At 69.5% G+C, this 23,144-nt stretch carries 26 protein-coding genes; 12 read left to right on the forward strand and 14 right to left on the reverse strand.

Features of this window, described 5'->3' with window-relative positions:
• Positions 1-42 precede the first annotated feature (42 nt).
• Positions 43-354, forward strand: a complete 312-nt coding sequence (locus ACFVAV_RS21100) for an MTH1187 family thiamine-binding protein (RefSeq protein ID WP_379036705.1) — start codon at positions 43-45, stop codon at positions 352-354.
• Positions 355-400: 46 nt separating this feature from the next.
• Here the strand turns inward: ACFVAV_RS21100 and ACFVAV_RS21105 are convergent, their stop codons facing one another.
• The 6 genes from ACFVAV_RS21105 to ACFVAV_RS21130 are packed head-to-tail and all read right to left on the reverse strand — an operon-like array spanning position 401 to position 6,648.
• Positions 401-856 carry a MaoC family dehydratase gene (locus tag ACFVAV_RS21105; protein ID WP_379036706.1) on the reverse strand — a complete coding sequence of 152 codons (456 nt, stop codon included), beginning with the start codon at positions 854-856 and terminating at the stop codon, positions 401-403.
• Positions 853-2,346: a long-chain fatty acid--CoA ligase gene (locus ACFVAV_RS21110; protein ID WP_379036707.1), complete on the reverse strand. Its 1,494-nt coding sequence runs from the start codon at positions 2,344-2,346 to the stop codon at positions 853-855. Before ACFVAV_RS21110 ends, ACFVAV_RS21105 begins: the two co-directional genes overlap by 4 nt.
• A gap of 8 nt (positions 2,347-2,354) precedes the next feature.
• Entirely contained in the window at positions 2,355-3,554 is a 1,200-nt protein-coding gene (gene pcaF, locus ACFVAV_RS21115; RefSeq protein WP_379036708.1) for a 3-oxoadipyl-CoA thiolase, read from the reverse strand.
• Complete coding sequence (locus ACFVAV_RS21120; protein WP_379036709.1) at positions 3,551-4,708, reverse strand: acyl-CoA dehydrogenase family protein; 1,158 nt, start codon at positions 4,706-4,708, stop codon at positions 3,551-3,553. Before ACFVAV_RS21120 ends, pcaF begins: the two co-directional genes overlap by 4 nt.
• Before the next feature lie 19 nt (positions 4,709-4,727).
• Positions 4,728-5,480: a 3-oxoacyl-ACP reductase FabG gene (fabG, locus tag ACFVAV_RS21125; protein ID WP_379036711.1), complete on the reverse strand. Its 753-nt coding sequence runs from the start codon at positions 5,478-5,480 to the stop codon at positions 4,728-4,730.
• A 16-nt stretch (positions 5,481-5,496) separates the two neighbouring features.
• Positions 5,497-6,648 (reverse strand): acyl-CoA dehydrogenase family protein, encoded by a 1,152-nt coding sequence (locus ACFVAV_RS21130; RefSeq protein WP_379036712.1) that lies wholly within the window; start codon positions 6,646-6,648, stop codon positions 5,497-5,499.
• Between the two features lie 138 nt (positions 6,649-6,786).
• Here ACFVAV_RS21130 and ACFVAV_RS21135 point away from each other — a divergent pair, with 138 nt between their 5' ends.
• A complete protein-coding gene (locus ACFVAV_RS21135) occupies positions 6,787-7,422 on the forward strand; it encodes a TetR/AcrR family transcriptional regulator (protein ID WP_379036715.1) in 636 nt (211 codons plus the stop codon).
• Positions 7,423-7,515: 93 nt separating this feature from the next.
• Here ACFVAV_RS21135 and pafA read toward each other — a convergent pair whose 3' ends face one another.
• From pafA to ACFVAV_RS21165, 6 genes are all read right to left on the reverse strand, one after another.
• A complete protein-coding gene (pafA, locus tag ACFVAV_RS21140) occupies positions 7,516-8,874 on the reverse strand; it encodes a Pup--protein ligase (RefSeq protein ID WP_355275500.1) in 1,359 nt (452 codons plus the stop codon).
• 166 nt (positions 8,875-9,040) lie between these two features.
• The gene (prcA, locus tag ACFVAV_RS21145) at positions 9,041-9,811 is read right to left on the reverse strand and encodes a proteasome subunit alpha (protein WP_379036717.1); all 771 of its coding nucleotides are present in this window, start codon (positions 9,809-9,811) and stop codon (positions 9,041-9,043) included.
• Positions 9,808-10,653 (reverse strand): proteasome subunit beta, encoded by an 846-nt coding sequence (gene prcB / locus ACFVAV_RS21150; RefSeq protein WP_379036719.1) that lies wholly within the window; start codon positions 10,651-10,653, stop codon positions 9,808-9,810. The genes prcA and prcB overlap by 4 nt, the downstream gene beginning before the upstream one ends.
• Positions 10,650-10,844 (reverse strand): ubiquitin-like protein Pup, encoded by a 195-nt coding sequence (locus tag ACFVAV_RS21155; RefSeq protein WP_019047503.1) that lies wholly within the window; start codon positions 10,842-10,844, stop codon positions 10,650-10,652. Before ACFVAV_RS21155 ends, prcB begins: the two co-directional genes overlap by 4 nt.
• Positions 10,845-11,006: 162 nt before the next feature.
• Positions 11,007-12,506 (reverse strand): depupylase/deamidase Dop, encoded by a 1,500-nt coding sequence (dop, locus tag ACFVAV_RS21160; RefSeq protein ID WP_379036720.1) that lies wholly within the window; start codon positions 12,504-12,506, stop codon positions 11,007-11,009.
• A gap of 70 nt (positions 12,507-12,576) precedes the next feature.
• Positions 12,577-13,173, reverse strand: a complete 597-nt coding sequence (locus ACFVAV_RS21165; protein WP_379036721.1) for a TetR/AcrR family transcriptional regulator — start codon at positions 13,171-13,173, stop codon at positions 12,577-12,579.
• Positions 13,174-13,335: 162 nt separating this feature from the next.
• Between ACFVAV_RS21165 and ACFVAV_RS21170 the strand changes: the two genes are divergently transcribed.
• On the forward strand, positions 13,336-13,641 hold the full coding sequence (locus ACFVAV_RS21170) for a hypothetical protein (RefSeq protein WP_379036722.1): 306 nt from the start codon (positions 13,336-13,338) through the stop codon (positions 13,639-13,641).
• Positions 13,642-13,735: 94 nt separating this feature from the next.
• Positions 13,736-14,914, forward strand: a complete 1,179-nt coding sequence (locus ACFVAV_RS21175; protein WP_379036723.1) for a DUF418 domain-containing protein — start codon at positions 13,736-13,738, stop codon at positions 14,912-14,914.
• A gap of 1 nt (position 14,915) precedes the next feature.
• Here ACFVAV_RS21175 and ACFVAV_RS21180 read toward each other — a convergent pair whose 3' ends face one another.
• Positions 14,916-15,647, reverse strand: coding sequence for a TetR/AcrR family transcriptional regulator (locus ACFVAV_RS21180; protein ID WP_379036724.1), 732 nt, complete (start codon positions 15,645-15,647; stop codon positions 14,916-14,918).
• 109 nt (positions 15,648-15,756) lie between these two features.
• Here ACFVAV_RS21180 and ACFVAV_RS21185 point away from each other — a divergent pair, with 109 nt between their 5' ends.
• The 5 genes from ACFVAV_RS21185 to ACFVAV_RS21205 all read left to right on the forward strand — a co-directional run bounded on the left by ACFVAV_RS21185 (position 15,757) and on the right by ACFVAV_RS21205 (position 19,464).
• Positions 15,757-16,647, forward strand: a complete 891-nt coding sequence (locus tag ACFVAV_RS21185) for a diiron oxygenase (RefSeq protein ID WP_379036725.1) — start codon at positions 15,757-15,759, stop codon at positions 16,645-16,647.
• The gene (locus ACFVAV_RS21190; RefSeq protein ID WP_379036727.1) at positions 16,644-17,597 is read left to right on the forward strand and encodes a DUF4873 domain-containing protein; all 954 of its coding nucleotides are present in this window, start codon (positions 16,644-16,646) and stop codon (positions 17,595-17,597) included. Before ACFVAV_RS21185 ends, ACFVAV_RS21190 begins: the two co-directional genes overlap by 4 nt.
• Before the next feature lie 32 nt (positions 17,598-17,629).
• The gene (locus ACFVAV_RS21195; RefSeq protein ID WP_379036728.1) at positions 17,630-17,929 is read left to right on the forward strand and encodes a DUF6412 domain-containing protein; all 300 of its coding nucleotides are present in this window, start codon (positions 17,630-17,632) and stop codon (positions 17,927-17,929) included.
• A 94-nt stretch (positions 17,930-18,023) separates the two neighbouring features.
• The gene (gene yidC / locus ACFVAV_RS21200) at positions 18,024-18,905 is read left to right on the forward strand and encodes a membrane protein insertase YidC (protein ID WP_379036729.1); all 882 of its coding nucleotides are present in this window, start codon (positions 18,024-18,026) and stop codon (positions 18,903-18,905) included.
• 19 nt (positions 18,906-18,924) lie between these two features.
• Positions 18,925-19,464, forward strand: coding sequence for an NUDIX domain-containing protein (locus tag ACFVAV_RS21205; RefSeq protein WP_379036730.1), 540 nt, complete (start codon positions 18,925-18,927; stop codon positions 19,462-19,464).
• Between the two features lie 152 nt (positions 19,465-19,616).
• On the opposite strand, the gene ACFVAV_RS21210 is transcribed toward ACFVAV_RS21205, so the two are convergent.
• Positions 19,617-19,973, reverse strand: coding sequence for an arsenate reductase family protein (locus ACFVAV_RS21210; RefSeq protein ID WP_379036731.1), 357 nt, complete (start codon positions 19,971-19,973; stop codon positions 19,617-19,619).
• Positions 19,974-20,041: 68 nt separating this feature from the next.
• On the opposite strand from ACFVAV_RS21210, the gene ACFVAV_RS21215 reads away from it, so the two are divergent.
• From ACFVAV_RS21215 to ACFVAV_RS21225, 3 genes are all read left to right on the forward strand, one after another.
• Complete coding sequence (locus tag ACFVAV_RS21215; RefSeq protein ID WP_379036732.1) at positions 20,042-20,545, forward strand: nitroreductase/quinone reductase family protein; 504 nt, start codon at positions 20,042-20,044, stop codon at positions 20,543-20,545.
• Between the two features lie 289 nt (positions 20,546-20,834).
• On the forward strand, positions 20,835-21,953 hold the full coding sequence (locus tag ACFVAV_RS21220) for a methyltransferase (RefSeq protein ID WP_379036733.1): 1,119 nt from the start codon (positions 20,835-20,837) through the stop codon (positions 21,951-21,953).
• A gap of 104 nt (positions 21,954-22,057) precedes the next feature.
• Positions 22,058-22,750: a peptidylprolyl isomerase gene (locus ACFVAV_RS21225; RefSeq protein ID WP_379036735.1), complete on the forward strand. Its 693-nt coding sequence runs from the start codon at positions 22,058-22,060 to the stop codon at positions 22,748-22,750.
• Positions 22,751-23,144: the final 394 nt, after the last annotated feature.

A 23,144-nucleotide genomic window follows, 5' to 3' on the forward strand; every position in this document is an offset into this window, starting at 1 on the left:
GGGCGGCATGATGAACCGGGTACCCGTAGCGAAAGGAACACCATGCTTGTCGCGTTCTCCGTGGCGCCCAGTGGCGCAGCCCATGCCGACGGGTCGGTCGGGGACGCCGTGGCGGCGGCGGTGCGTGTGGTGCGGGCATCGGGGCTGCCGAACCGCACCGACGCGATGTTCACCACGATCGAGGGTGACTGGGACGAGGTGATGGCCGTGGTGAAGGCGGCCTGCGACGCGATTCTCGCCGTCGCGCCGCGGTGCAGTCTCGTGCTGAAAGCCGATCTGCGGCCGGGCGTCACCGACATGCTCACCGCGAAAGTGGAGACGGTCGAGCGCTACCTGGCCGACGACGACCACTAGCGACCGGCGACACGTTCGGTGTCCGTGCCGCCGGTCGCCGGCGAGGTCAGCTCAGGTAGCGGGCGATGGCATCGGCCACGCAGGCGGGCCGTTCGGCGCCCTCGAGTTCGACGGTGACACGCCGGTGCGCCTGCACGCCGCCGGGCACCGCGGTGACCTCGGTGAGCGCGACGCGGCCACGGATCCGGCTGCCGACCGGTACCGGCGTCAGGAACCGGACCCGGTCCAGGCCGTAGTTGATCGCGGCGCTCGCCGCGCTGACGGTCATCACCTGCTGGGTGATCGGCACGATCAGCGACAGGGTGAGGAAGCCGTGCGCGATGGTCGCGCCGTACGGGCCTGCTGCTGCCCGCACCGGGTCGACGTGGATCCACTGGTGATCACCGGTGGCCTCGGCGAACCGGTCGATCCGGTCCTGATCGATCGTGATCCAGTCGCTGGGACCGAGCTCGGTCCCGACGGCCGCGCGCAGAGCCTCGAAATCGGCGAAATCCGTTGTCATGCCACTCCTCCGAATCGACGGCGCAGTTCGCGTTTGAGCACCTTGTGGGTGGGGCCGAGTGGAAGCTCGGTGACGAACTCGACGCGGCGCGGGTACTTGTACCGGGCAACCTGTTCCTTGCCGAACTCGATCACATCCTGCTCGGTCAGCTCACCGTCCGGTACGACGACGGCCACGATTTCCTCACCGTAATGCTCGTCGGGCACCCCGATCACGGCGACCTGCGCGATCCGCGGGTGCCGCATCAGCGCCGCCTCGACCTCGGTCGGATAGACGTTGAATCCGCCGCGCAGAATCATCTCCTTGATCCGGTCGACGATCCGCACCCGGCCGGTCTCGTCGCGCGTGCCCAGATCGCCGGTGCGGAACCACCCGTCGACGACGGCCGCCGCGGTCGCCTCCGGTCGGCCGGTGTACCCGCTGAACACGTTGTGCCCGCGCACCACCACCTCACCGGTCTCCCCCACCGGCAGCAACACGATCCGGTCGGTGACGGCGGGGTCGGCGATCTCCACGTCGACACCCCACACCGGATGCCCGACGGTGCCGGCCTCGGTGCCGTAGATCGGCTGGTTGACCGCCGCGGTCGGCGAGGTCTCCGACAGGCCGTAGCCCTCGAGCACGGGCGCGTGGAACACCCGCTCGAAGTCCTCCAGCACGGCCACCGGCAGCGCGGCGCCGCCACTGATACACAGTTTCAACGCGGGCAGCGCGGTCGCGCTCGCCGCGGCCTCGAGCAGCGCGAGGTACATCGTCGGCACCCCGTGGAAGAGGTTGACGTTCTCGGCCGCCATCAACGAAACCGCCGTGGCCGCATCGAATCTCGGCATCAGCACCAGGGTTCCGCCGACCCGCCAGTGCGAGTTCATCGACACCGTCTGCCCGAACACGTGGAACAGCGGGAGTGCGCCGAGTGCGATGTCGTCGCGGTGGATCTCGTTGGCGTCGAAGGTGTTCACCGTCGCGCACATCACCATATTGAGGTGACTCAGCTCGGCGCCCTTGGGCGTACCGGTGGTCCCGCTGGTGTAGAAGACCACCGCGGTGTCGAGTGGCCCGCGCGAGACGAAGGCCGGAATCGGCTCGCCGGCAAGGTCTTCGGGGGCTACGATGTCGATCCCCGCGCTACCGGCCGCCGCGGCGCCGGTGGCGGCCACCATCGGATGACAGATCAGCAGCGACGCCCCGCTGTCGCGCAGCACGTACTCCATCTCGGGCGCGGTGAGCAGCAGGTGCACGGGCACCACCGTCGCCCCCGCGGCGAGGATCGCGAAGTACGCCCGCGGGAAGTCGGCGGTGTTCGGGCACAGCAGCGCCACCCGATCACCGGCACGGACTCCGCGCGCCATCAGGGCGCCCGCCTGTTCGCGCGCCTGCCGCCACAGGTCGGCGAAGGTGATGCGGTGCTCGCCCTCGATCAGCGCGAGGTGGTTCGGGCGGCGGCGGGCCGGTTCGGCGAGGATGCTCGCCAGGGAGAGAGTGGCATTCACAAGATTTCCTAGCGTCGGAGATGAACCGCGAGGCCCTGCCCGACACCGACGCACAGCGTGGCGACGGCGTGCCGGGCATCGCGGTCGGCGAGCTCGATCGCGGCGGTGAGCGCCAGGCGCGCACCGCTGGCTCCGAGTGGGTGACCGAGGGCGATGGCGCCGCCGTTCGGGTTCACGTGCTCGGCGTCGTCGGGCAGGCCGAGTCCACGCAGCACGGCCAGCGCCTGCGCGGCGAAGGCCTCGTTGAGTTCGACGACGTCGATGTCGGCGATACCCAGACCTGTTCGCGCGAGCAGCTTCTCGACGGCGGGCACCGGGCCGATCCCCATGATGCGCGGCGGCACGCCCGCCGTCGTCACGGCGCCGACCTCGGCCAGCGGCGTCAGGCCGTACCGCCGCACGGCGGCCTCGGAGGCGAGCAGCACCGCGGCGGCGCCGTCGTTGATCCCCGAGGAGTTGCCCGCGGTGATCGACCCGCCGGGCACCACAGCGCGCAGACCGGCGAGCGCCTCGATGCTGGTCGCGCGCGGATGCTCGTCGCGGTCGACGAGGACGGGTTCGCCCCGCCGCTGCGGCACCGGCACCGGACTGATCTCGCGGGCGAGCCTGCCCCGCGCAATCGCCGCGGCCGCCCGCTGCTGGGAGCGCAGCGCGAACGCGTCCTGGTCGGCGCGGGCGATGCCGTAGTCGTCGGCGACGTGCTGGGCGGTCTCGGGCATCGTGTCGATGCCGTACCGCTCCTGCATCCGCGGGTTCACCAGCCGCCAGCCGAGCGTGGTGTCGGCGAGCTGGGCCGAACGTTCCCAGGGTGCACCGGTTTTGGGCAGGACGTAGGGCGCTCTGGTCATGGATTCGACGCCGCCCGCGATCACCAGATCCGCATCACCGGCCTTGATCGCCCTGGCCGCGTAGCCGATCGCGTCCAGCCCCGACGCGCACAGCCGGTTGACCGTCACGCCCGGCACCTGCACCGGCAGCCCCGCCAGCAGTGCCGCCATCCGGGCGACATTGCGGTTGTCCTCGCCCGCCTGGTTCGCGCAGCCGAACACGACGTCGTCGACGACGGCCCAGTCGACGGCCGGAAGCCGCTGCGTCAGTGCGGTGATCACGTGGGCGGCCAGATCGTCGGGGCGCACGGCCGCCAGCTCGCCGCCGTAGCGGCCGAACGGCGTGCGGACGCCGTCGACCAGGTACGCGGGGCCCGTCACAAGCCCATATCCTTGGCGATGATCATCTTCATCACCTCGCTGGTGCCGCCGTAGATGCGGTTCACCCGGTTGTCGGCGTACAACCGGGCGACCGGGTACTCGTTGATGTAGCCGTAGCCGCCGTGCAGCTGCAGGCAGCGGTCGATCACGCGCGAGGCCACCTCGGTGCAGAACAGCTTCGCCGAGGCGGCGTCGGCCGGGGTGAGTTCCCCGCGGTCCAGCGCGTCCAGCGCGCGGTCGACCACGGCTTCGGCGGCGTCGACCTCCGCCCGGCAGGCGGCCAGCTCGAACTTGGTGTTCTGGAAGTGTGACACCGGCTGACCGAAAACGGTACGGCCCCTGGTGTATTCGAGAGCGAACCGGATGGCCGCCTTGGCCTGGGCGTAGGCGCCGACCGCGATCGACAGCCGCTCCTGCGGCAGGTTCTGCCCGAGGTAGCTGAAACCGCGGTGCGGTTCGCCGAGCAGATCGGTGACCGGGACCCGGACATCGGTGAACGACAGTTCGGCCGTGTCGGACACCTTGAGACCGAGTTTGTCGAGCTTCCGGCCGACGGTGTATCCCGGCGACGTCGTGTCGACCACGAACAGCGAAATACCGTGGCGGCGATCGGAGTCCGAGGGCGGAGCGGTCCGGGCGCAGACGATCACCCGATCAGCGTGGACACCGCCGGTGATGAAGGTCTTCGCGCCGTTGAGCACATAGTGCGTGCCGTCCCCGGACAGCTGCGCGGTGGTCCGCATGCCGGCCAGATCCGATCCGGTGCCCGGCTCGGTCATCGCGATGGCGAACATGATCTCCCCGGACACGAAGCCCGGCAGCCACCGCTGCTTCTGCTCGTCGGTCGCGAGGTTCTTCAGGTACGGCAGGCACAGGCCGACGTGCACGCCCGAACCACCGAAAGACACACCGGCACGGGCGGTTTCCTCCATGAGGATCGCCTGGAATTTGAACGAGTCGATCCCGGCGCCGCCGTACTCCTCGGGCACCTCGATGCCGAAGACACCCAGATCGGCCAGGGTGCGGTAGAACTCGCGCGGCACGATGCCCGCCTCATACCACTGCTCGTATACGGGAACGACCTGCGATTCGATGAACGCGCGCGCCGTCTTGCGGAACGCCTCGTGCTCATCGGTGAAAACTGTGCGCTGCATGATGATCTCCGGAAATCTGTTAGAGACGGCGTCCGCCGTCGACATACACGGTCTGGCCGGTGACGAACCCGGCGTCGTCGGAGGCGAGGAACGCGACCACATTGGCGATGTCGCCGGGCGTGCCGACCCGGCGCAGCGGGGTGATCTCGGCGGTCTTGGCCTGCAGTTCCTCGGCGCTCACCCCGATCCGCGCCGCGGTGGCCGCGGTCATCTCGGTGGCGATGAACCCGGGGGCGACCGCGTTGACGCGGACGCCGAACGGGCCGAGTTCCATGGCCAGGGTGCGGGTCAGGCCCTGGATGCCCGCCTTGGCCGCGGCGTAGTTGGCCTGCCCGCGGTTACCCAGCGCCGACACGCTCGAGGTGTTGACGATCGCGCCACCGCCGCGTTCCACCATGTGCTTCTGGGCGGCCTTGCTGCACAGGAAGGCCCCGCGCAGGTGCACTGCCATGACGGTGTCCCAATCGTCCACCGACATCTTGTACAGCAGGTTGTCGCGCAGCACGCCGGCGTTGTTCACCAGCACGTCCAGCGAGCCGAGGTCAGCGACGGTGCGCGCCACCGCCGCCGCCACGGCGGCTTCATCGGCGACATCACAGCCGAGGCCGATCGCGGTGCCGCCCGCCGCGTTGATCTTCCCGGCGGACAGGACGGCGGCGTCGGCGTCGAGATCGACGACGGCGACGGCGAATCCGTCGGCGGCCAGCCGGGCGGCGGTGGTCGCGCCGATGCCGCGGGCCGCCCCGGTGACGAAGGCAGTTCTGTGTGTCATGAGTCGTACTCCTGTGTCAGACAATGGCGTTCACGCCGGTGAGGGCGCGGCCGATGAGCAGTTTCTGGATCTGAGTGGTGCCCTCGTAGAGGGTGAGCACCCGCGCGTCGCGCAGATACTTGGCGACGGGGTACTCGTCGATGTAGCCGTACCCGCCGAACACCTGGATGGCGTTGTTGGCCGCCTTCACCGCGGCCTCGGAGGCGAACAGCTTCGCCATCGACGCCGCGGTGCCGAACGGTTCCCCGCGGTCGACGAGATCGGCTGCACGCCACGCCAGTAGCCGCGCGGCCTCGGTCTCGACGGCGATATCGGCGAGCAGTTCCTGCACCAGCTGATAGCCGGCGATCGGCTTGCCGAACTGTTCCCGCTCCCCCGCGTAGCGCACCGCCGCCTCGAGGCACGCCCGCGCCAGGCCGACGCACCCCGCGGCGACGCCCATGCGGCCCTTGTCCAGCGCCGCCATCGCGATCCGGAACCCCTGACCCTCCGCGCCGAGGCGCAGCGCATCCGGCACCCGCACCCGGTCGAAGACCAGTTCGGCGGTGGCCTGGCCGCGCAGACCGAGCTTGCCCTTGATCTCCGTGCGGCCGAAGCCCGGCGCATCGGTCGGCACGAGGAACGCGGTCACGCCCTTCGGTCCCGGTCCCCCGGTCCGCGCGAAGACGAGCGCGACATCGGCCCAGGTGCCGTTGGTGATGAAGATCTTGGTGCCGTCGATGATCCAGTCCGACCCGTCGCGGGTGGCGCGGGTGATCAGGTTCGCGGCATCGGAGCCGGTGCCCGGCTCGGTGAGCGCGAAGCAGCCGAGCTGCTCGCCCGCGCACAGCGGCGGCAGGAAGCGGCGTTTCTGCTCCTCGCTGCCGTACGCGGCGATCGACTTGCCGACCAGCCCGAGCGAGACCGACACGATGCCGCGCACCGCGCTGTCGCCCCGGCCGAGCTCCTCGAGCAGCACGCAGTAGGCCAGGGCGTCGCCGCCGGAGCCGCCGTACTCCTCGTCGATACCGATCCCGAGGAATCCCAGGGCGCCGAGCTTGCCGACGATCGCCGGGTCGACCGATTCCTCCCGGTCCCAGTGCGCGGCATGCGGCACGACTTCCTTGTCGACCCACGTGCGGGCGAGCTCGCGCAGATCGCTGTGCGCTTGTGTGAGTGCGAGATCCATCGGACCACTCCTGAACCAAACGGTGTTAGGTTTACTCGGGCACCGTATCCTAACGCCGTTCGGTTAATCAAGGGCCGAAATGCCCATCGGTGATAGCGTTCGAATCCCGACCGGACCCCGAGCAGACAGGAGTGGCGCATGGCGAGGCCTCGCGTACCGCTGTTGAGCCGCGAGCGCATCCGCGACACCGCGCTGACCCTGATCGACCGGGACGGCCTGGCCGAGGTCTCCATGCGCAAGCTGGCCGCCGAACTCGGCGTGCAGGCCGCCTCGCTCTACGGGCACTACCCGAACAAGGACGACCTGTTCGACGACATCGCCACCGGCATCATGAGTCACGTCGACACCTCGGCGTTCGACACCGTGGGCTGGGACGAGGCGCTGGCCGCCTGGGCGCGCAGCTATCGGTCGGCGCTGGTCGCGCACCCGAATTTCGTGCCCTACCTCGCCGCGGGCCCCGGCCGCCGCGCCGAGAATCTGCGCGCGGCCGACGCCGTGCACGGCGGCCTGGTCGGCGCGGGCTGGCCGCCGCGCTACGCGACCATGATCGGCGCGGCGACCCGCTACCTGGTGATGGGCTCGACGGTCGGCTCGTTCGCGAGCGGATTCGCCGACGATGTCCAGGTCTACCGCGACCGCTACCCCCACCTGAACCAGGCACATCTGCTGCGCGCGGTGGCCGAGGAGATCGACGACGACAGTTTCGAGCTGGCCCTGACCTCGTTCATCGCCGGCCTGAGCGCCACCTACGCGAGCGTCGTCGGCACCGACTGAGCCCGCACGCGACAACGGGACCGGTGGCGCCTACGCAATCGCTCCCATGCGCCGCCGGTCCCGTCGCCGATCCCCCCGGCTGAGGGGGTTTGCCTACATCGAGGCGATCAGCCGATCGACGCGCTCGTCGACCGACCGGAACGGATCCTTGCACAACACGGTGCGCTGCGCTTGATCGTTCAACTTCAGATGCACCCAGTCGACCGTGAAATCGCGGCCTGCCTCCTGGGCCGCGGTGATGAAGTCACCGCGCAGCTTGGCTCGCGTGGTCTGCGGCGGGGTTTCCACCGCGGCGTCGACGGCCTCGTCCTCGGTGATCCGCTTGGCCAGACCCTTGCGCTGCAGCAGGTCGAAGACGCCGCGGCCACGCTTGATGTCGTGGTAGGCCAGGTCGAGCTGGGCGATCTTCGGATCCGACAGCTCCATGTTGTAGCGGTCCTGGTAGCGCTGGAACAGCTTGCGCTTGATCACCCAGTCGATCTCGGTGTCGACCTTGGCGAAGTCCTGCGCCTCGACCGCGTCGAGGGTGCGGCCCCACAGATCCACCACCGCGTCGACCTGCGGATCGCGGTCGCGGTTGCGTAGGTGCTCGACGGCGCGGGCGTAGTACTCGCGCTGGATCTCGAGCGCGCTGGCCTGCCTGCCGCCGGCCAGCCGCACCGGACGGCGGCCGGTCAGATCGTGGCTGACCTCGCGGATCGCCCGGATCGGGTTGTCGAGGGCGAAGTCGCGGAACGACACGCCCGCCTCGATCATCTCCAGCACCAGCGACGCCGTGCCCACCTTGAGCATCGTCGTCGGCTCGGCCATGTTGGAGTCGCCCACGATCACGTGCAGGCGCCGGTACTTCTCGGCGTCGGCGTGCGGCTCGTCGCGGGTGTTGATGATCGGGCGCGAGCGGGTGGTCGCCGAGGAGACGCCCTCCCAGATGTGCTCGGCGCGCTGCGAGAGGCAGAACGTGGCCGCCTTGGGCGTCTGCAGCACCTTGCCGGCACCGCAGATGAGCTGGCGGGTGACCAGGAACGGCAGCAACACGTCGGAGATCCGGGAGAACTCGCCCGCGCGGACCACGAGGAAGTTCTCGTGGCAGCCGTAGGAGTTGCCCGCGGAGTCGGTGTTGTTCTTGAACAGGTAGATGTCGCCGCCGATGCCTTCCTCGGCGAGCCGCTGTTCGGCGTCTATCAGCAGGTCTTCCAGCACCCGCTCGCCCGCCCGGTCGTGGGTGACCAGCTGCACCAGGCTGTCGCATTCTGCGGTGGCGTACTCGGGATGCGATCCGACGTCGAGGTACAACCTGGCACCGTTTCGAAGGAAGACATTAGAGCTACGGCCCCAGGACACCACCCGGCGGAACAGGTACCGGGCCACCTCGTCGGGGGACAGCCGACGGTGACCGTGGAAGGTGCATGTCACACCGAACTCGGTCTCGATCCCCATGATTCGTCGCTGCACACTATCGACACTACAGCCATGACCAGTGCCTGCGCGGCGCTCCGGACAACCCATCTGCATACGTGTTCACAACGATTCGGACAGCGAACGACCGGGTGGGCACGACGAGAACGGGCCCGCGAACCGGATCGGTCCGCGGGCCCGTTCATGATCGTGACGGCGGGATCTACTCCCCCGCGCCGTCCTCGGGTTCGGGCAGCTTCGCCTCTTTCACGGCTTTCGCCTTCGGCGTCCCGAGCGCCTTCTCCAGGGCGGGGCCCTGCAGCCGGCGGAACGCCCGGCGCGGTCGTGCCTGCTCGAGGGTGGCCACCTCGAGGGAGGCCTCACCGAGCGCGCGCTTGTCCTTGTCGGCCTCGGGCTGACCGGCCTGCAGTGCCCCGATGGCCACCTTCAGCGCGTCGTCCAGGGACAGACCCGGCTTGTAGGCGGCCTTGAGCGCGGTCACGATCGGCTCGGTGGTGCCACCCATGACGACGTACTCGCGTTCGTCGACGATGGACCCGTCGAAGGTGATCCGGTACAGCACCGAGGTCGGCGCCGCCTGCTCCGGATAGCCCACCTCGGCGACGCACAGCTCCACCTCGTACGGCTTGAGCTGATCGGTGAAGATCGACCCCAGGCTCTGGGCGTACAGGTTGGCCAGCCCACGCCCGGTGACGTCGCGCCGGTCGTACTGGTATCCCTTGAGGTCGGCCTGCAGGATGCCACCGCGGCGCAGCGCCTCGAACTCGTTGTACTTGCCGACCGCGGCGAAACCGATGCGGTCGTAGAGTTCGCTGACCTTGTGCAGCGTCGCCGAGGGATTCTCGGCGACGAACAGCACGCCCTTGTCGTAGACCAGCACCACCACGCTGCGACCGCGACCGATGCCCTTGCGGGCGAGCTCGGTCTTGTCGCGCATGATCTGCTCGGCCGAGGCGTAATACGGCAGCGTCATACGACGGCTCCCCCTTCTTCCGCGGCTTCCCGATCGGCGATCACGGCCCTGGCCACCTCGGCGAGCAGATCCTCGCCGACCTCGGCCGCACCGTCGGCGTCGATCACCACCGCCGTCGGATAGATCCCGCGCAACAGGTCGGGACCACCGGTGGCGGTGTCGTCGTCGGCGGCGTCGAACAACGATTCCACCGCGATCCGCAGCGCCCGGTCCTGATCGATGCCGCGCTGGTAGAGCTTCTTCAGCGACGACTTCGCGAAACCGGAACCCGAACCGACCGCGGTGTAGCCGAACCGCTCCTCGCTGCGCCCGCCGACCACGTCGTAGGACACGATGCGGCCGGTGCGATCGGCGTCGGTGGCCTGGTCGTCGTAGCCGACCAGGATCGGGACGACCGCCAGGCCCTGCATGGCGGCAGGCAAGTTGTCGCGGACCATCTTCGACAGCTTGTTGGCCTTACCGTCGAAGGTCAGCGGCACGCCTTCGATCTTCTCGTAGTACTCGAGCTCCACCGCGAACAGCCGGATCATCTCGATCGCGATGCCCGCGGTGCCGGCGATGCCTGCCGCCGAGAAGGTGTCGGTGATGTACACCTTCTCGGTGTCGCGGCTGGCGAGCAGGTTACCCATGGTGGCCCTGCGGTCGCCGGCGATCAGCACGCCACCCCGGTAGGTGACCGCGACGATGGTGGTGCCGTGGGGCGCCAGATCCTTCGCCGCGGTCAGGTCCGAGGCAGCAAACCTGTTGCCGGGCAACAGGTCGGGAGCGTGCATTCGCAGGTGTTCGGTGAACGAGGAGAGAGCCTGCCCCGCATGGAGGCGCAACGGGTCACCTGAGGTCACTGGCCGCCCTTCTGCACATATGCCCGCACGAAGTCCTCGGCGTTCTCCTCGAGCACGTCATCGATCTCGTCGAGCAGGTCGTCGGTTTCCTCCGCGAGCTTTTCGCGGCGCTCCTGACCCGCCGCGTCGACACCCTCGGGACCCTCGTCCTCGTCGCCACCCCCGGCGCGCTTGGTCTGCTCTTGTGCCATGGCAGCCGACCTCCTCTTTCCTCATCATGACCGCGACCTTTCGGATGAGCACGGTCGACGATCATGAGCAATGTTCGTGCTCGTCCTACAACCCTACCGAGCGGATCCGACAAGGTGGTCTATTAGCGATCGGATTGTCGCCCTGTCGTGCCGGAAAACGCCTCAGTGGGTGAGCTGGTCGACGAGTTCGGCCGCCGACTGGGCGGCGTCGAGCAGCTTGCCGACGTGCGCCTTCGTCCCGCGCCGCGGCTCCAGCGTCGGGATCCGCACCAGTGAATCACCGCCGAGATCGAAGATCACCGAATCCCAACTGGCGGCGGCGATATCGGCGCCGAACCGACGCAGGCACTCGCCGCGGAAGTACGCGCGGGTGTCGGTCGGCGGCTTGGTCATCGCGTCGAGCACATCCTGCTCGCTGACGAGCCGCTTCATCGAGCCGCGCGCCACCAGGCGGTTGTAGAGGCCCTTGTCCAGGCGCACATCGGAGTACTGCAGGTCCATCAGGTGCAGTTTGGGCGCGGCCCAGCCCAGGCCCTCACGGCTGCGCATGCCCTCGAGCAGGCGCAGCTTGGCCGGCCAGTCGAGCAGGTTCGCGCATTCCATCGGGTCGCGCTCGAGCAGGTCGAGCACCATCGCCCAGTTGTCGATGATGTCGAGCACGCGGGGATCGTCGTTGCCTTCGCGATGCACGAATTTGGCGACGCGCTCGTGGTAGAGCCGTTGCAGCGCAAGGCCGGTCAGCTCGCGGCCGTCGGCCAGCGCCACGGTGGCGCGCAGCGACGGATCGTGACTGATCTGGTGCACGGCGGTGACCGGGCGGGCCAGCTGGAACTCCGAGAGGTCCTCGCCTGCCTCGATCAGGTCGAGCACCAGCGCGGTGGTGCCGACCTTGAGGTAGGTCGACATCTCGGCCAGGTTGGCGTCGCCGATGATCACGTGCAGGCGCCGGTACTTGTCGGCGTCGGCGTGCGGCTCGTCGCGGGTGTTGATGATGCCGCGCTTGAGCGTGGTCTCCAGGCCGACCTCGACCTCGATGTAGTCGGCGCGCTGGGACAGCTGGAAGCCGGCGTGGTCACCGGACTGGCCGATGCCGACCCGGCCGGACCCGCAGATCACCTGGCGGGAGACGAAGAACGGCGTCAGGCCCGCGATGATGTGGCTGAACGGGGTGTCGCGGTTCATCAGGTAGTTCTCGTGGGTGCCGTAGGAGGCGCCCTTGCCGTCGACGTTGTTCTTGTAGAGCTGCAGGCGCGGCGCGCCGGGGACGCTGGAGGCGTGCCGGGCGGCGGCCTCCATCACCCGCTCGCCCGCCTTGTCCCAGATGACCGCGTCGAGCGGGTCGACGACCTCCGGCGCGGAGTACTCCGGGTGGGCGTGGTCGACGTAGAGCCGGGCGCCGTTGGTGAGGATCATGTTCGCCGCGCCGACCTCGTCGGCGTCGATCACCGGGGCGGGCCCGCTCATCCGGCTCAGATCGAAACCACGCGCGTCACGCAGCGGGGATTCCACCTCGTAGTCCCACCGGGTCCGCTTGGCCCGCGGCACCCCTTCGGCGGCCGCGTAGGCGAGCACGGCCTGGGTGGAGGTGAGGATCGGGTTGGCCGTCGGCTCCGTGGGGGTCGAGATGCCGTACTCGACCTCGATTCCGATGATGCGCTGCATGCTGTCGAGCCTAGGCGACGCGCCGGACGCGCACCGGCATCTCGGCTCAGCGGGCTTCGTGGCCTCCCGCTCAGCTCCGCGGGCGCAGACCGCTCAACAGCTGCGCGATGTCGCCGACGGCCTGATCAGGCCGCACCGCACTGTGTTCCACCAACAGCCGGTACCAGAACAGCCCGAACAGGTGGTCCGTCGCCCGATCCAGGTCGATGTCCGCGGCGAGCTCGCCACGGTCGACGCCACGCGCGAGGACACCCGCGACCACGGCCCTGCGGGTTTCGGCCCATTCCCTGAAGTGCCGCGCGAACTCCGGATCGAGCTGGGCCTCGGCCATCATTCCGCGCAAAGCCTGTGCGCGAACAGGGAATTCGGTGACGCGGTAGAGCTCGGTGACGAATTCGACCAGGTCGGTCTCGACCGCGCCGGTGTCGGGTTCGGGCATCCGCCGGGCGACCGCCTCGGCGTAGGCGTCCATGGCCAGTTCGGCGCGCGAGCGCCACCAGCGGTAGATGGTGCTCTTGGCGACGCCCGAGCGCGCCGCGACGCCCTCGATCGTCATCCGGCCGTAGCCGCGCTCTTCCAGGATCTCGGCACTGGCCCGCAGCACGTCGGCGCGCGCCGCGTCGCTGCGCACCCGTCCACCGGTCCGCGCACCCGCGGTGTTACCCATATCACCTCCGCGTCAGCTTTTCGACCACTCTAGTGCGCTACTACCTCTATTCAAACGCTACGGAGCGTTTTGATTAATGAAGGACAGGTCACATGAGCACCATCATCGACTGCGTCAACGCGCTTCGCTTGCTCGAGCAGCACGAGGGCACGCCCTTCGCGGGTGCGGTGCTGGTATCGACCTCGGCGCACGAGGTCGGCTTGCGACATCCTCGCCGAGTTCTTCGACGGCCCCTTCGACTGGTCGCGTATCCGCGCCGCCGCGGGCGAGTTCCGGCTGCTGTCGGCCATCGACGACCCGGTCAACGCCGCCGACCCGATGGAGCATGTCGAACTCCTGGTCCGCGGCCTCGGCGCCCGCGCCGTCGTGCTGCCGAGCGGCGGCCACCTCGGCGCGTACGCCGCCGACCACATCGACCTGCCGGAGGTGGTCACCCTGGCGGAAGAGGTTCTGGCACACCGCGGCTGAGTGCCGCATGCGACCCGAGGTCCACCTCTCGGATGACCCCGGGGTGGTCCTCGCGGGCGATCCGATCGACCCGCCCCGTCGCGATACTCGGACCATGAGCGAATCCGTCCAGCAGATCGCCACCGAAATCCCGAACCGGCCCGGCCGGCTGATCGCGCTGGATGTCCTGCGCGGCATCGCGATTCTGGGCACCCTCGGCACCAATATCTGGATTTTCACCAACCCCGAGGGACTCGTCGGCTACGTCGACGGACTCGGGGCGGCGGCGGAGAACGGCTGGATGTGGTCGGAGCGAGTGTTGCAGCAGCTCGCCCAGGGCAAGTTCCTCGGCCTGCTGACGGTGATGTTCGGTATCGGACTGGCCATCCAGCAGTCCTCGGCGCAGCGCGCGGGCCGCCGCTGGCCCGGCAAGTACCCGTGGCGGGCCGCGCTGCTGTTCCTCGACGGTCTGCTGAACTTCGTGCTCGTCGCCGAGTTCGACGTGCTGATGGGTTACGCCGTGACCGGTCTCGTCGTCGCCTACCTGCTGGCGACCAGCGAACGGGCCCAACGCCGTTGGCTGATCGTCGCGGCGTCGGTGCACGTGACGATGCTGACGCTGATCGCCGCCGCCCTCGCCTTCGCACCCGCCCAGGAGTCCGCCGCACCGGAGCAGCTGGACCCGAATCCCTACGCGGACGGCTCTTTCTGGGATCTGGTGCTGTTCCGGCTCGACAACGCACTGACGTTCCGGGTGGAAGCGGTCTTCGTGTTCCCGATGTCGGTGGCCCTGTTCCTCGTCGGCGCGCGCCTGTACCGGGCGGGGGTGTTCCGACCGGACGGCACGCGAATCCGCCGGTGGCTCATGGTGATCGGCTTCGCGGTCGCGGCACCACTGGACTTCACGATCGGCGTCTTCGGCGGCGGTGACCTGGTGCTGTTCACCCGCTACGGCACCGCGCCGTTCGTGGCGCTCGGCATCCTGGCCGCGGTCGCGGAGTTCTACCAGCGCAGGCCGCGCGCCGGCTTCGCCGGGGCACGCCTGGGCGAGGTCGGCAAGACCGCGCTCAGCTGCTACATCCTGCAGAATCTGCTCGCCGGAATCCTCTGCTACGGCTGGGGTTTCGGGCTGGCGGCGCGGGTGCCGGAATCGGCGCGCGTTCCGTTCACGATCGGGATCTATGTCCTCGTCGTCGTGCTCATCACGACGTTCGCCCACCTGTGGCTGCGGCGGTTCGAGCGCGGCCCGGTGGAGTGGCTGTGGCACCGCAGCTATCAGCTGCTGGCCGGCTGAGTCAGCGCAGCCGCGCCTCGGGCGGCGGGGCCGCGTCGGGCGCGATGAGCAGGTCGGCGACGAGCGAATCCCGTTCCAGCGGAACACCGAGGCTGCGGGCGTTCCCCTCGAACAGCGACAGCACCGATTCGGTCAGAATGCCCTGCACCTGTTCGGTGGTGAGCACCGGTTCCGGGTCGGCCCGCCAGCTGGCGACCACGCCGTCGACGAGCCCGACGATCCCGAAGGCCATCGGCCTGGCGCGCGCTGGGTCGATACCGAAGCGAGCCAGGCTCGCGGCGAACATGTCGGCCAGCTGCCCGCCCACCTCACGTCCGGCGCCGGCCAGGGCGGCGGTGCCGGTGCCCTCCGGCGCGGCGTCGCCGAGGAAGCGGTGCAGATTGGGGTGGCGTTCGATCCAGCCGAGGTAGGTGCTGATTGCCCCGCGCACCGCGTCCTTGAGCGTCCCGTCGGGCTGCAGCGCGGGCAGCAACTCCGCGAGCAGCAACTCCAGGATGCGCTTGCGGGCCAGTGCGTCGAGTTCGGCGCGGCCGCCGACGTGCCGGTACACCACGGGCCGGGGCAGCGCGAGATGCTCGGCGATCAGCTGCACCGAGATCTCGAGCCCGTGCTCCTCGATCACCTCGATCGCGGCATCGATCATCTCCGCGCGGCGACGCGCTTTGTGGCCGTGCCAGCGGGTGGCGCGGCCGTCGCCGACGGGCTGCTCGGCCTGGGCGGATGGTGCAGTCACAGTGCCAAGGATACGCGTGTCGGCATTGACCGTGACATGGCGTTCCACTAACCTTTGCGATACACCATGTAACAGTTAATGCGGCACTGCTGCCGAGAGTGAGCCCGCGATGCGCCACGCTACCTCCCCGCGCGATTCCTTCGCCCAGCGCCTGCTGATCGGCTCGGTGCGAAAATCCTACGATCCGGTGGTCGACATCGACTGGGCCGAGCCGCTCGATCCGGACAAGCTGTTCCTGCCCGCCCGCGTCGTCTCGCTCTGCGGCACCGAGTGGTGGGACGCGATGTCGGCCGCGGAACGGCGCGAGCTGTCCCGCCAGGAGCTGGCCAACATACTCTCGGTCGGCATCTGGTTCGAGAACCTGCTCGAGCGCCTGCTGCTGCGGGAACTGCTCGCCGGCGACCCCACCTCGGCGACCGCGCACTACACGCTCACCGAGATGGCCGACGAGTGCAGGCACATGATGATGTTCGGCAAGCTCATCGAACGCATCGAAGCACGTCCGTACTGGCCGCGGCCCGCGGCGCGGCTGGCGATCACCGCGCTGCCCGCCGTCCTGCGCGGCAGCATGGTCTGGGTGGCCGCGCTGGTGGGCGAGGAGATCTTCGACGCGCTGCAACGCCGGGTTCTCGACGATCCGGATCTGCAGCCGATCGTGGCGCGCACCATGCGTGTCCATGTCACCGAGGAGGCGCGGCACATCGGGTTCGCCAGGGACGCGCTGGCCCGCCGGGCGCCGGCGATGTCGCGTGGCGAACGGATGTACGCCCGGATGTGTGTGGCGGTCGCCGGACCGCTGTTCGTCTCGCTGGTGCTCAATCGGCACATGTACGTGCGCGCCGGACTCGACGGCCGCCGGGCGCACAGCGTCGCCTTGCGCAATCCCGTCGCCCGGGAGGCCAGGGCCGTCGGCGCGGCCGATCTCGCGGCCTTCCTCGGTGAGCACGGTCTGCTCGGACCGGTCGGGCGCAGGTGGTGGCGGGTGGTGGGTCTGCTGTGACCGTCGCGATCATCGGTGCCGACGCCGCGCCGCTCACGCGAGCATTGCGGGCGGCGCGGGTCATCGACCTCGTCGTCTACGAACCCGCCGCCGCGCCGCCATCCCCTGCGACCCCGAAGCAGCCATGGGCGCGAGGGCGCATCGACCCGCCGCCACCCCGGCACCGGATCGATGTCCTCGGTCTCGATTTCGACGAGAAGACCGATCAGTGGCTGATCCGGCTCCCCGATGGCGAGCAGACCGTCGCCGATATCGTCGTCCTCACCGCGGAAACGGTCGACGCATCGCTGCCCACCGGTCACGGCAGCCCGCCCCGGCCGCTCTCGGTCACCGGCCGCGTCGGTCGCACCCTGGACGCCGCGTGGGCGGACGGACCGATCACCTTCCGCGGCATCGCCGTCCACGGCTTTCCCAATCTGTTCCTCTTGGGCGGCCCCGATCCCTGTGCGCCGCTTCGGCATTCCCACCGGCAGACGCAGATCGACCACGTCGCCGCCTGGATCAGCGCACTACGCAGGCAATCCGGCACCCGCATCGAGGTCAGGGCGAGCACCCAGCACGAGTACCACCGCAGGCGCGCGCTGCATCGCGCCGACAGCCGCCCGAGACGGCTCGGCGGACCGAAGCCCCACCACTTCGACATCACCGCCGCCGCCGACCGGCACCCCGCCTACGACTATCAGGGCCCGGCCGTTCTCGACCTGCCCGGCACCGAGTATCCGGTCATCGCGACGCTCGCCGGGCACGCCGATCCGATCGACGGCCGCTACCACTGGTACGGACGCCTCGACCTGATCGACGGCACACTTCCCGAGCCGACACGGGTGACGGCCCTGCTCGCGCTGCCCGGTCGTACCCCCGCACCGGCCCGGCTCACCGAACGCGATCCGTGGGGCAATCTGCGGATCACCGGCACCGGAGTGCCGCCCTACCCACTCGAACAGCTCTGAGCCACCCACCGCCGACCGGTATGCTCGACCGCATGCACTCACGGGCAGTGATCTTGGCGTACGCGGTTCTCGCGTGCGTGCTGCCTGCCTTCGTGCTCCTGTCCACGCCGGGTAACGACACCGCGCGCATGCTCGCGTTCGGCGCGGTCGCCGCGGCGATGGTGTGCGCACTGGTCGCGATCACCGCCCACCGGCAGATTCCGGTGCGGGCCGCCGTCGCCGGGCCACCGGGATCGGCGCAGCGCCGGTTGCGCGGTTCCTTTCTGCCACAGAGCAATCCGGACACCGCGGGTCGCCCGCGGCCACGAGCACCGGGGATCGATCACCGCTGACGGGCGCAGCGCCCTCCGCGCCGCCTGTCGGATTCCGTGATCCCACTCCCCTTCTCGTGCGTTCACGCACGCCCTCCGGACAGGTCGTTCCGTCATGCTCGATGTCGTGTACTTTCCGGTGTCCGCCGCCCTGTGGTGCTGGCACCGGCTCTTCGCCCTTCCCTTCGGACCCGCCGACGGCCTCGCCTGGCTGTTCGCCGTGGCCGCGCTCGTGATCACGGTGCGCGCCCTGCTGGTCGTTCCCGCACTGCGCCAGGCCCGTTCCCAGGTGGTCCTGCGTTCCCTGCAACCCCGGATGGACACGATCCGCCGGAAGCATCCCGACGACCAGCGCAACCAAGCCGAGGAGATCCGGGCCCTGCACCGCGAACACGGCGTCCGGCTCTTCGGTGGGCTGGTCCCGATGATCGTGCAGGGCTTGGTGTTCCTCGGCCTGTTCCACGTGTTGCGTTCGTTCGACCGGACCGGCACGTTCGCGGTCGGCCCGTTCGACTCGACCGGGACGCCGATGTCGGTCGAGGCCAACAGCGCGACACCGAACTACCTGTTCGGCGTCCCGGAGGTCAACGCGTTCCTCGACGCGCGGTTGTTCGGCGCACCGCTGTCGGCGACCATGACGGGTGCGGGCGAACTGTTCGTCTCCGTCGCCGCACTGGCCATCCCGCTGGTGCTCATCACCGCCCTGGCCACGCATCTCACCGCCCGGCTCACCCCGCCCGCGCAGGACGGGACGGCTGCGCTACTGCGCCGGCTGTCGCTGTGGGTGTTTCCGGCGGGCGCGCTGGTCAGCGGCGCGATCCTGCCGGTCGCGGTGCTCGTCTACTTCGCGACCAATGCGGCGTGGACGTGCGGCCAGCAGTATCTGATCCGGCGCAAGCTCGACGCCGAGGCGGAAGCCGACGCGGCGCGGTCCGCCGCGCGAGCCCGTGCCGCCGCACCGCGTCCGGGGGTGAAGCCGCGGCGACCGGCCCGGTGAGCCGGGTTACCCTCGGGCGGTGTCTGTGCACCCGGAATCGGAACTGCTCGCCGTCTACGACGCCGCCGGCCGGGTGATCGGCGCGGCCGATCGGGGCACCGTCTATCGCGAGGGGCTCTGGCATGCCAGCGCCGGAGTCCTGGTGCGATCCGGGGACGGCAGCCGGATCTACGTCCATCGGCGCACCGACAGCAAACTCGTATTCGCCGGCCTGCACGACTGCCTGGCAGGCGGGGTCGTCGACGCGGGCGAGGATCCCGCCGACACCGCGGCGCGTGAACTGCACGAGGAACTCGGCATCGCACTGCCCGCAGGCACCGCCCCGGCCTTGCGCGCCACCGCGTCATGGGACGGCGTCTGGGCGGGAAAACCGCTGCGCTGCCACCTGTTCGGCTACGAGGTCCGCTACGACGGCCCGATCCGCCATCAGCCGTCCGAGATCGCGGACGGCTGGTGGTGGCGCGATGCCCAACTGCGTGCGCACCTGCGGGATCCGGCGTGGCCCTTCGTCCCCGACACGCGCGTCATCCTGGACGACCTGCTCGCCGAGGACGACTGACTCAGTAGACGATCACCTGCCAGGTCTGCATACTGAACGGCAGGTCACACGAGGTTTCGGAGTGGAAGCCACCGAACGCGGGCTGACCGTACCGCTCGTATATTCGCCTCTACCGCCGTACCCGAATAGTTACCCGCGGGCTATCTCCCGGATCAGTCGAGTGCGCGCAGAGATTCTTCGTCGCGGGCCACGACCGCGCCGCCGTCGGCGGTGAGCACGATGGGTCGCTGGATGAGCTTCGGATGCTCGGCCAGCGCGGCCAGCCACCGGTCGACATCGGCGTCGGTGCGACCCCAGCTCGCCATGCCCAGGTCCTTGGCGATCTGCTCGCCGGTGCGGGTGATATCCCACGGCCGCGCGCCGAGCCGGGCCAGCACCGCGCGCAGTTCGTCGACCGTGGGCGGGTCGTCGAGGTAGCGCCGCACCGTGTACTCGACGCCGGCGGCATCCAGGTGCGCGGTGGCGTTGCGACTCTTCGTGCAGCGGGGGTTGTGCCAGATCTCGGTCATACTCGCAGCGTAATAGGCGGGCGAGGACGCGGAATGCGGGCGCGGGCGGACCGGCCGATACTGGAGTCATGAGCGACACCACGCCCTCCGAAAACCCGTACGGCATACCGACAACCACCGGTCCCGAACCGATCCGGCCCTACCAGGCCAAGGTCAACACCGTCGTCCGCAGCCTGCTGAAGGTCCCGGTGCTGGCGGGTATCGTCGGCAAGCGACTGGCCACCCTGCACGTCACCGGCCGCAAATCCGGCAAGGTCTACGACGTCCCGGTGGCCTACACCGTCCACGACGGCACGCTGCTGATCGGCACGTCCCTGCGCCCGTGGGTGAAGAACCTGCAGGGCGGCGCGGAGGTGCGTATCTCCCGTGGCAACGCACCCGAAACCTGCACGGCCACCGTGCATTCCGACGAGCACAGTGTGCTCGACCTGTACACGGTCATCGCCCGCGACAACAAGCAGAACGCCAAGTTCAACGGCATCGGCTACACGGCCGACGGCGAGCCATCCAAGGCCGATATCTACCAGACCTGGCAGCAGGGCGGCGTCGTCGTCCAGCTGACCCCACGCTGACCCGCTCACGACGACGGCCCATCGGGAGTTCCGATGGGCCGTCGTGCGCTGGGCGACAGCACGGCAAGTCTCGGCCGAGGACTCGGCCCCGCCCGGTGACGCCGGTCGCCGATGCGGCAGACTGGACGTTTCCCTCCCCTCGAAAGGCAGCAGTGGTGACGCTCGGCATGGTCCTCGGCGACGCAGGCCCGCGCATTTCGGCGCGGTAGCGACCGAGGCTTCCCCGCTCGCACCCCGGCGTCGAAGTGCTCGTCGTGTCACCAGCACCGCCGACTACCGGGAGACACCCGTGTCCACCATCGACTGGACCGAAGACCATATCCATCACACCGCGCGCTGGCATTCGGAGAACGGCGCGCCCGCACCGGCCGCCGTCTCGATCGCCGACGACCGGCTCTCTGCCGACCAGGCCTACCGCCGGATCCGCGCGGGTGAATCCCTGCTCTGGCAGGGCGATTACCACAACGGCCGCCAGCTTCTGCAGGCACTGGGCCGCCGCGCCGATCGCACAGCCACCAGACCGCCCGGCGGCGACCTGAGCGCGCGCTACGACCAGGAGCGGGCCAGGAAACGCAGTCGCGCAGGCATTCTCGGCGGTCTGCTGGTTCAGCTCGACGACGCCAACGATCTCGACCTGCGTCGCGCCCCCGATGTCCACGCGGCCTGCACCGCCGCCTACGGTCCGGCGAGCACCGGCCGCATCGTCACCTTCCCGGAACTGCTCGGCGTCCTGAGCGCGTATCGCTGGCAGCAGCAGGGCGTCGAGGTGCCCGCGCTCGGCGCGCGGATCTACCCCGGCTACGGCGTCTTCTCCCCCACCCGGAGCGAATACGTGGATCTCGTCGCGGACGCGCCGCTGGATCCCGAGGTGCGTACCGCCTTCGATCTCGGCACGGGCACCGGCGTTCTCGCCGCGCTGCTCGCCCAGCGCGGCGTCTCCCGGATCACCGCCACCGACATCAACCCGCGCGCGGTGCGCTGCGCGACCGACAATCTCACCCGCCTCGGCTACGCCGACCGGATCACCGTCACCGGTCCCGCGCTGTACCCCGACGGGCGTGCCGATCTCGTCGTCTGCAATCCGCCCTGGCTGCCCGGCACGCCGACATCCGACCTGGAACGTGGTGTCTACGACCAGGATCAGTCGATGCTCACCGATTTCGCGCACGGTCTGCGCGCACATCTCACGCCCCGTGGCGAGGGCTGGCTGGTGCTTTCCGATCTCGCCGAACTGCTCGGCCTGCGCCGCGCCGATCACATTCCCCGACTGCTGGACGCCGCCGGATTACACGTCCTGGCCCGCCTCACCACGCGTCCACGCCATCCGCGCGCCGCCGATCGCGACGATCCACTGGCCGCCGCCCGCACCGCGGAGACCACCTCGCTGTGGCGGTTGCGGGCGCGCTAGCCGGGGCGGCGAGTTCCGGCAGTCACCCCCCACGCGGCGGCGACGGCTGGCAGGATGCGCGGTACATCGTCCAGCAGCACCCATTCCGAGGAGACACCGTCCAGGTGAGCAGTCATTCGCAGGACCGATCCATCGTCGACACCACCCGGCGCGCCGCGTTCGGCCTGGGCGCCGTCGTGGCAGCGGTGGTGGCGGTCGCCCCCGCCGCGCAGGCCGTACCCGCCCATCAAGCGGTCGTTCCCGGCTGTGCCCCGGCCACCGCGGGCGTGCCGAACGGCAAGCAGTGGCCCACCGAGCCAGCCCTCACCATCGACCCCGCCGCCGCCTACACCGCGACGCTCGACACCACCTGCGGCACCGTCTCGATCGAGCTCGACGCCGCCGCGGCGCCGCGCACGGTGAACTCGTTCGCCTTCCTGGCCGGCCAGGGCTACTTCGATCACACCCGCTGCCACCGGCTCACCACCCAGGGCATCTACGTGCTGCAGTGCGGCGATCCCACCGCGACCGGCATGGGTGGCCCCGGCTACAAGTTCGGCGACGAGAACCTCGCGGGCGCGGTCTACCCGGCGGGCACGGTAGCGATGGCCAACGCGGGCCCCGGCACCAACGGCAGCCAGTTCTTCCTGGTCTACCGCGACACCCAGCTGCCCCCGAACTACACCCCGTTCGGCCGGATCACGGCAGGGATGGAAGCGCTCACCACCATCGCGAACGCCGGTGTCGCCGGTGGCGGTGCCGACGGCACCCCGGTGGCCGATGTGGTGTTCAACGCGGTGACCACCGCACAGGCCTGATCAACGACCGAGGGCCGCGTCTCCGGGAGTGGGAGACGCGGCCCTCGTCGGACGGCTGTGATCAGCCGGCGCTGATCGAGCTGAACAGGTTCTGAATGGTCTGCAGGATGATCTCGGTCAGCAGATCAGCGGCGGAACCGGCCATGACAACACTCCTCGTTTACGGGTCCTCATCAGGTGTAACGAACATCTGAAGCGTGCCCTATCCACTCTGTGCCGCGTGGCGTTTTCGTGAAAAAAACTCACACTGTCCCGGTACGCGGGAAGGCGGGCGACGGCCAGGGACCCCCGGGGCCCCACGGGGGGCTAAAGAAGAAGTACCCGGGTGGGGTGGGGGTGCGGCAGCAGCGCCCCCCCGGCCGGGAGTTCGCTGGATAAGGGGCAGCCCAATGGT

The organism is Nocardia sp. NPDC057663 (assembly GCF_042799895.1).
Classification (GTDB): Bacteria; Actinomycetota; Actinomycetes; order Mycobacteriales; family Mycobacteriaceae; genus Nocardia.